Source organism: Kitasatospora sp. NPDC088742, assembly GCF_055584905.1.
This window is the reverse complement of sequence record NZ_JBVJLD010000027.1, coordinates 107,324-114,015: the sequence shown is the minus strand read 5'-3', so window position 1 is coordinate 114,015 and position 6,692 is coordinate 107,324. Positions and strand designations below refer to the sequence as shown.

At 75.9% G+C, this 6,692-nt stretch carries 6 protein-coding genes; 1 reads left to right on the top strand and 5 read right to left on the bottom strand.

The features are described from left to right. Positions 1–1,332: aspartate--tRNA(Asn) ligase (gene aspS, locus ACZ6ZR_RS21805; RefSeq protein ID WP_465644657.1), on the bottom strand; the 1,332-nt coding region annotated here is incomplete at its 3' end. Positions 1,333–1,658: 326 nt separating this feature from the next. Next, complete coding sequence (locus tag ACZ6ZR_RS21800) at positions 1,659–2,432, bottom strand: glutamate racemase (RefSeq protein WP_465644655.1); 774 nt, start codon at positions 2,430–2,432, stop codon at positions 1,659–1,661. Between the two features lie 200 nt (positions 2,433–2,632). Here ACZ6ZR_RS21800 and ACZ6ZR_RS21795 point away from each other — a divergent pair, with 200 nt between their 5' ends. Further along, a complete protein-coding gene (locus tag ACZ6ZR_RS21795) occupies positions 2,633–3,493 on the top strand; it encodes an alpha/beta fold hydrolase (protein ID WP_465644653.1) in 861 nt (286 codons plus the stop codon). Here ACZ6ZR_RS21795 and ACZ6ZR_RS21790 read toward each other — a convergent pair. From ACZ6ZR_RS21790 to ACZ6ZR_RS21780, 3 genes are read right to left on the bottom strand one after another with little or no spacing between them, the layout of a single operon-like run. Then, on the bottom strand, positions 3,468–4,166 hold the full coding sequence (locus ACZ6ZR_RS21790; protein ID WP_465644651.1) for a 4'-phosphopantetheinyl transferase family protein: 699 nt from the start codon (positions 4,164–4,166) through the stop codon (positions 3,468–3,470). The genes ACZ6ZR_RS21795 and ACZ6ZR_RS21790 overlap by 26 nt on opposite strands. Then, on the bottom strand, positions 4,163–5,077 hold the full coding sequence (locus tag ACZ6ZR_RS21785; protein WP_465644649.1) for a beta-ketoacyl-[acyl-carrier-protein] synthase family protein: 915 nt from the start codon (positions 5,075–5,077) through the stop codon (positions 4,163–4,165). Before ACZ6ZR_RS21785 ends, ACZ6ZR_RS21790 begins: the two co-directional genes overlap by 4 nt. Next, the gene (locus ACZ6ZR_RS21780) at positions 5,077–6,687 is read right to left on the bottom strand and encodes an amino acid adenylation domain-containing protein (protein WP_465644647.1); all 1,611 of its coding nucleotides are present in this window, start codon (positions 6,685–6,687) and stop codon (positions 5,077–5,079) included. The genes ACZ6ZR_RS21785 and ACZ6ZR_RS21780 overlap by 1 nt, the downstream gene beginning before the upstream one ends. Positions 6,688–6,692: the final 5 nt, after the last annotated feature.

Genomic DNA, 6,692 nt, shown 5'->3' with positions numbered 1-6,692 from the left:
GGGGGTGAGCCTGTTCGGCCCCCGGAACAGGAAGACCGCCTCGCGGATCGACTCCAGGCCCAGCATCACCATCAGCAGCCGGGCCAGCCCGGCGCCGAAGCCGCCGTGCGGCGGGCAGCCGAAGCGGAAGACGTCCAGGTACTCCCGCATCGGGGCGGTCTCCATCCCCTTCTCCGCCGCCTGCGCCAGCAGCACCTCCGAGCGGTGCTCGCGCTGGGCCCCCGTGGTGACCTCCAGCCCCTTCCAGAGCAGGTCGAAGCTGAGCGTCAGGTCGGGCCGCCCCTCAGGACGCCGGTGGTAGAACGGCCGGATCGCCGCCGGGTAGTGGGTGACGAAGAGGAACTCGTGGCCGAAACGCTCCCGCGCGTACGCGGCGATCCGCCGCTCGCCCTCGGGGTCGAGGTCCTGCTTCTGGCCCTCCGGGTCCCAGCCGCCGGCCCGCAGCACCTCCTGGGCCTCGGCCATGGTCAGCCGGGGGAACGGGACCTGAGGGACCACCACCTCCACGCCGAAGACCTCGCGGACCGTCTCCCCGTGCGCCTCGGCGACCCGGCCGACCGCGTGGGCCAGCATCGCCTCCTCGAAGGCCATCACGTCCTCGACCCCGTCGGTCCAGGCCAGCTCGACGTCCAGGCCGGTGAACTCGGTGGCGTGCCGGGAGGTGTGCGAGGGCTCGGCCCGGAAGACCGGCCCGATCTCCAGCACCCGGTCGATCCCGGCGGCCACCGCCATCTGCTTGTAGAACTGCGGCGACTGGGCCAGGTAGGCGGAGCGGTCGAAGTACCCGACCTCGAACACCTCGGCACCGGACTCGGAGGCCGAGCCCATCAGCTTGGGGGTGTGCATCTCGGTGCAGCCCTCGGCCACCGCGTACTCGCGGACGGCCTGCTCGAAGGTGGTCTGCACGGCGAACAGGAGCTGGGCGGCGGCCCGGCGGCGGACGTCCAGGAAGCGCCAGTCGAGCCGCTGCTCGGAACCGGTCCGGTCGTCGACGGGCAGCGGGGTCTCGGCCCGGCCGAGCACCTCGACCCGCTCGGGGACGATCTCCAGGCCGCCGAGCTTCACCTGAGCGGCCGTCACCACCCGGCCGGTGATCCGTACGGCGGACTCGGGGGTGAGGGAGTCGAGGACGGCCTCCAGCTCGCCGCCGTCGCGGCGGTGGGTGACCTGGACCTGGCCCGTGTGGTCGCGCAGCACCAGGAACTGCATGGCGCGCTGGAGCCGGAGGGCGTGCACCCAGCCGGAGACCGTGACGAGGCCGTCCAGGTGGCGGGGGAGGTCGGTGCAGAGTGTTCGGCCCGTGCTCGTGGCAGGGCTCGTGGGGTGGATCATCGCAGCCTCCGTGGCTGTCGTCATGATCCCTTGGGAGTGCGGGCGAGAAGGGTGCTCGCGGTACCACCGCACTTTCGCCGCCCCGCTCGGGGCGGCCTCGAGTCGCCCGGTGACGGGGGCGGGCCGGCGGGGCATTGGGCCCTGGCGGGCCGTTCCTCCCCGCGCTCGGGAGGGTCTTCACTTCGGACGCGAGGCCGCCTTCACAGCTTCCGGCGGCTCTCTCTGCTCGCGTGGGTCCTCGGCTACTCGTCTCCTTCGACGCGTTGCGATGAGGATAGGCACCACCCCCGACCTGCGCAAGGAGGTTCCCGGGAGCTGACGCCGGGTCAGCGCGCCGGGGCGACCGCCGCCAGCAGCCGGCCTTCCGGGTAGCTCAGGGCGGCGGGCGTCAGGACGGCGGTGCGGCCGGTGTGCAGCACCGTCAGGGTGCCCCCGCCCTCGGGGGTGCCGGGGGCGACCCGGCGCAGCGCCTGGGCGGCGACCGCGTCGGCCGAGCCGAGGAAGAGCGGGTGCGACCCGGCGGCGGCGACGGCGGCGCGGATCTGATCCTCCACCAGCTCGTAGTGGGTGCAGCCGAGCACCAGCGCCTCCGTGCCCGCCGGGGTGCGGGAGGCCGCGTCGGCCACGGCGGCGGCGATGTCCGCCGCGTCGGCCCGCTCGACCGCGTCGGCCAGGCCCGGGCAGGCCACCTCGGTGATCTCGGCCGTACCGCCGAACTCCCGGATCAGGCCCCGCTGGTACGGGCTCCCGGTGGTCGCGGGGGTGGCCCAGATCGCCACCCGGCCGCCCCGCGCGGCGGCGGGCTTGATCGCCGGGACGGTGCCGATCACCGGCAGCCGCGGCTCCAGCTCGGCCCTGATCGCGTCCAGCGCGTGCACCGAGGCGGTGTTGCAGGCGACCACCAGGGCGTCCGGCTCCAGCTCGGCGGCGGCCCGGGCGCAGGCCAGCGCGTGCTCACTGAGGTCCTCGGGCGTCCGGGGGCCCCAGGGCATCCCGTCCGGGTCGGAGGAGAGCACCAGGTCGGCGTCGGGGCGCAGCCGCCGCAGGGCCGCTGCCGCGGCGAGCAGGCCGATTCCGGAGTCCATCAGTGCGATCTTCACGGTTCACGACTCTACTGGAGCGCCCCGCCGGACCGGCTCGCGGTGAGGGCCGGACGGGAGCAGCACTCCCCGCCGCCGATGAAGCCACGCCGGTGAAGCCGCGACAGTTATGCCCGGATTCACGCGAGTTGGGGCGGTGCGGCGTTCCAAGGTCTGGACCACTGGTACCGTCCGGCGGCCGGCTGTGCGAGGGTCTGGCCATGCCGACGATCACTGCGTTTGACGGGACCGAGCTCTGGTACGAACTCCTGGGCGAGGGACCGCCGTTGGTGGTCCTGCCCGGCGGGCCGGGGATGGACCTGCGCTACCTCGGCGACCTGGGAGGGCTCGCGGCGGGACGGCAGCTGGTGCTGCTGGACGCCCGGGCCTCGGGCCGGTCGGCGGTGCCGGCCGACCGGGGGACGGTGGCCTTCACCGCACAGGCCGGGGACGTCGAGGCGGTCCGGCGGTGGCTGGGGCTGGAGCAGGTGGACGTGCTGGGGCACTCGGCCGGCTGCCTGACCGCCCAGGAGTACGCGGCCGCGTACCCCGAGCGGGTGCGGCGGCTGGTGCTGGTCGCCCCGGTGGGGCGGGTCTCGCGGGAGCCGGACGAGCGGGAGCTGGCGGAGCTGCGGGCCGCGCGCTCGGCCGAGCCGTGGTACCCGGACGCCGCCGAGGCGGACCGGCTGATCACGGCCGGCGGCCGTACCGGGACCGAACTGGCCGCCCTGCAACGGCGGATCACGCCCTTCTTCTGGCACCACTGGGACGAGGCCCGGCAGGCCGAGCACCGCCCCGAGCACGCTTCCCCGCACACCTGGCTGCGCGAGGCCTTCTACGCCGGCGCGGCCACCTCCGGCACCCGGGAGGAGCGGCTGGCCCGGCTGGCCGCGGTGCGGGTACCGGTCCTGGTGCTGGCCGGGGCCTCCGACGGCATGATCGGCACAGCCCCCGCGCGGGCGGCCGCTGCCTGCTACCCGAACGCCCGGCTGGAGGTGCTGGACCGCTCCGGCCACCGGCCCTGGGTGGAGGAGCCCGAGCGCTTCACCGACCTGGTCACCGGCTTCCTCGCGGCCGGGTAGGGGCCGGAGCCGCAGGCGCCGCCGCAGGCTGCCAGTCGGACGGCGGCCGGAACGCGGCGGAGTCCACCGCGACCGGGTCCGGGCCGACCGCCGCGAGGGCTGCCGCGCAGCCGGGCGGGGCGGTCAACTCCCGGACGTACCAGACCGTTCCGGCCAGCGGCCCGCGGCCGGCGCGGACCACGCCGGGCGGCTCCCGCAGCAGGTCCACCCCGTCGGTGAGCCGGCCGCCCGAGGCCTTCACGCAGGCCTCCATCCTGGTCCAGGCCGCCCGGAAGCCGCCCGGGCCGAAGGCCGTCCCGTGCAGTGCGGACGGGAGCACCGCCGGGGCACCGCCGTCCTCGAGGTCGACCCCGATGTCCCGGCCCCGGGCCACCGCGATCAGGGCGCGGCCGCCCGCGTGGCTCAGGCTCGCCCGGACCTCCGGGTCCGGCGCCAGCAGCAGCGGGCGGCCGTTCGGGCCCCGGCCCCAGCGGACCCGGCGCGGCGGGACGCCGCAGAACCGGGCCACCGTGAGCCGGAGCGCGGCGTGCGCCGCGACGTACCGGACCGCGGTGCGCGGCACGGCGATCCGGCCCAGCGCGGCCAGCTCCTCCTGGTCGAGCAGGAGCCGCTGGGCCGGGCCGTCGCCGCAGGCGTCGAGGTCGACGTGGCGCACCAGGACGGGGCCGGTCATCCTTCGGTGTACTCGAAGGCCAGCAGCGACCAGGAGCGCGGGCTGGTCGCGAGCACCAGCACGCGGTCCCCCGGGTCCACCAGCTTCTGCCGCTGGATCGCGGCGAGCCCGGCGAGCAGGTCCACCGAGAAGGCGTGCCCCACCCCGGCCACCTCCGGCACGTGACCGGTCGTCAGGTCCACGCCGCAGAGCCGGGACAGGAAGGTGCGGGTGGCCAGGCTGTAGTGACCGGTCACCAGGTGGCGGAACGGGCGGCCGGGTTCGGCCAGCCGCCGGTCCAGCTCGGCCCGGGCCCTGGTGACGCCGTCCCGGACCAGACTGGCCGCCTTGATCGAGTTGCTGACCTCCTCGGCGTCCGCCTGGACCACGGTCGCGGACGCCAGCAGCCGGTACCCGGGGCCGAGCGGCTCGGCGCTCACCAGGCAGGCGGCCGCTCCGTCGCTGAGCACCGTGACCCCGACCGGCTGGTAGCGGGTGGCGTCGGTGATCCGGTCGGCGGTGACCACCAGGACGGCGCCCAACTGCTCCGCGGCCAGCAGGCCGTGGGCGGTGCGCAGGGCGGGCGCGAGGTTCGCCGAGGCGCTGCCGCCGACCACCACGCCGGGGACCTGCGGCAGGCCGGCCGCGGCGAGCAGCTGCCAGAGGTCCTTGGTGGCGGTCTGCTCGTAGGGCGAGTCGGTGGTATGGACGACGGCGTCCACCGGGCCGCCGTCGGCGCCGGCCAGCGAGGCCCGGGCGGCAGCCGCGGCGAGCTCGGTCACCGTCCTCCCGGAGACCCGGCAGTGCACCATCCCGCCCTCGGCCAGGGCCGGGAGCCGTTCGGTGAGCGCGGGGTCGCCGGAGAGCTCGGCCAGCGGCACGGGGTCACCGAGTTCGACCGCGATGGCGGAGAGGTACAGCTGTGTGGGCATCAGATCTCCTGTTCCGTACGGAGGGTGGCAGCGGCGGCCCGGGTCGCCGCGAGGTCGCACTTGCCGTTGGCGTTGAGGACCAGCTCCGGGACCACCCGCATCCGGCGCGGCACCAGGGCTGCGGGCAGCGCCGCCGCCAGCGAGGCGCGCACCGCGCGGACGGCGCCCTGCTCCGCCTCGGGCGAGCCGGCCGCGCCGGGCGCCAGCACCAGCAGCGCCTCCAGGCTCTCCACCGCGCCGGGCAGCACGCCGAAGGCGACGTCCGCCACCCCGGGCACCGTGAGGGTGTGCCGCCGCAGCTCCCCCAGCTCGATCCGGTAGCCGCTGACCTTGAACTGGCTGTCGCCGCGGCCGAGGTAGAGCAGCTTCCCGTCGGCCAGCAGCTCGACCCGGTCACCGGTCCGGTAGGCCCGGCCGGCCGGGCCGCCCAGCTCGGCCTCGTCCAGGAAGCTGCTCCCGGCCTCCGGGCGGCCCAGGTAGCCGGCCGCCACGCCGGCCCCGGCGATGACCAGTTCGGCCGCCTCCCCCGGCCGGGCGGGGCGGAGCTGATCGTCCACCAGGTAGGCCCGGGTGTTCCAGATCGGGCGGCCGATCGGCACGCTCGGCAGCCCCTGGACGGCGGCCGGGTCGAAGAGGTTGAAGCAGCAGCCGACGGTGGCCTCGGTCGGCCCGTAGTGGTTCATCAGGCGTACGCCGTCCAGGCGTTCGCCGATCCCGGTGATCAGGGCCGGGTCCAGCGCCTCGCCGCCGAACATCAGCAGCCGGGTGGTGCGGCGGTAGTCGGGCCGGGCGGTCCGCTCGAAGAAGCGCAGGTGCGAGGGGGTCACCTTGAGCAGCTCGTACGGCTGCCCGGCGCCCTCGAAGAGCGCCTGCTGGTCCCAGACCCCGGCGAACAGGGTGAGCCGGCTGCCGTGGGCCAGGGCCGGCCAGAGCGAGGTGATCGCGTGGTCGAAGCCGAGGCTGCCGAAGAGCGGGCTGCCCGCTCCGGCCGCCAGGCCGGTGACCGATCCGCACCACTGCACGTAGTTGGCGAGCGAGCCGTGCTCGATCACCACGCCCTTGGGGGCGCCGGTCGAGCCGGAGGTGAAGATCACGTAGGCCGGGTCGCCGGGCTCTGGCAACGGACGCTCCGGCAGCAGACGCTCGCGCGGGGCGCCGCCGAGGGCGGGCAGGGCTGCCAGGTCCACGGCGGGCACCGCGACCTCGGGCGGGCCGATGGTCGCCGCCGCCGAGTCGTGCAGCAGCAGGACCGGGTCGGCGGCCTCGACCACGGCCCGCACCCGTTGGGCCGGGAAGACCGGGTCGAGCGGCACGTAAGCGGCGCGCAGGCTCATCACCGCGAGCGCGGCGGCCACCGTGGCCGGGGTGCGGTCGGCCCAGAGCAGCACCCGGCTGCCGGGGGTGACGCCGGCCTCCGCGAGCAGGTCGGCGAGCGCGGCGCTCCACCGCCACAGCTCGGCGTAGCTCCAGCTGCGGTCCCCGTGCACCAGGGCGGTGGCGTCGCCGCGCCGCACCGCCTGACGGCGGATCAGTTCGACGGTGCTGTGGGCGTCGAGCGGGCGCACCGCTCCGGCGATCATGCTGGCGGGCTGGCCGGACGGGCCGGTCATCGGGC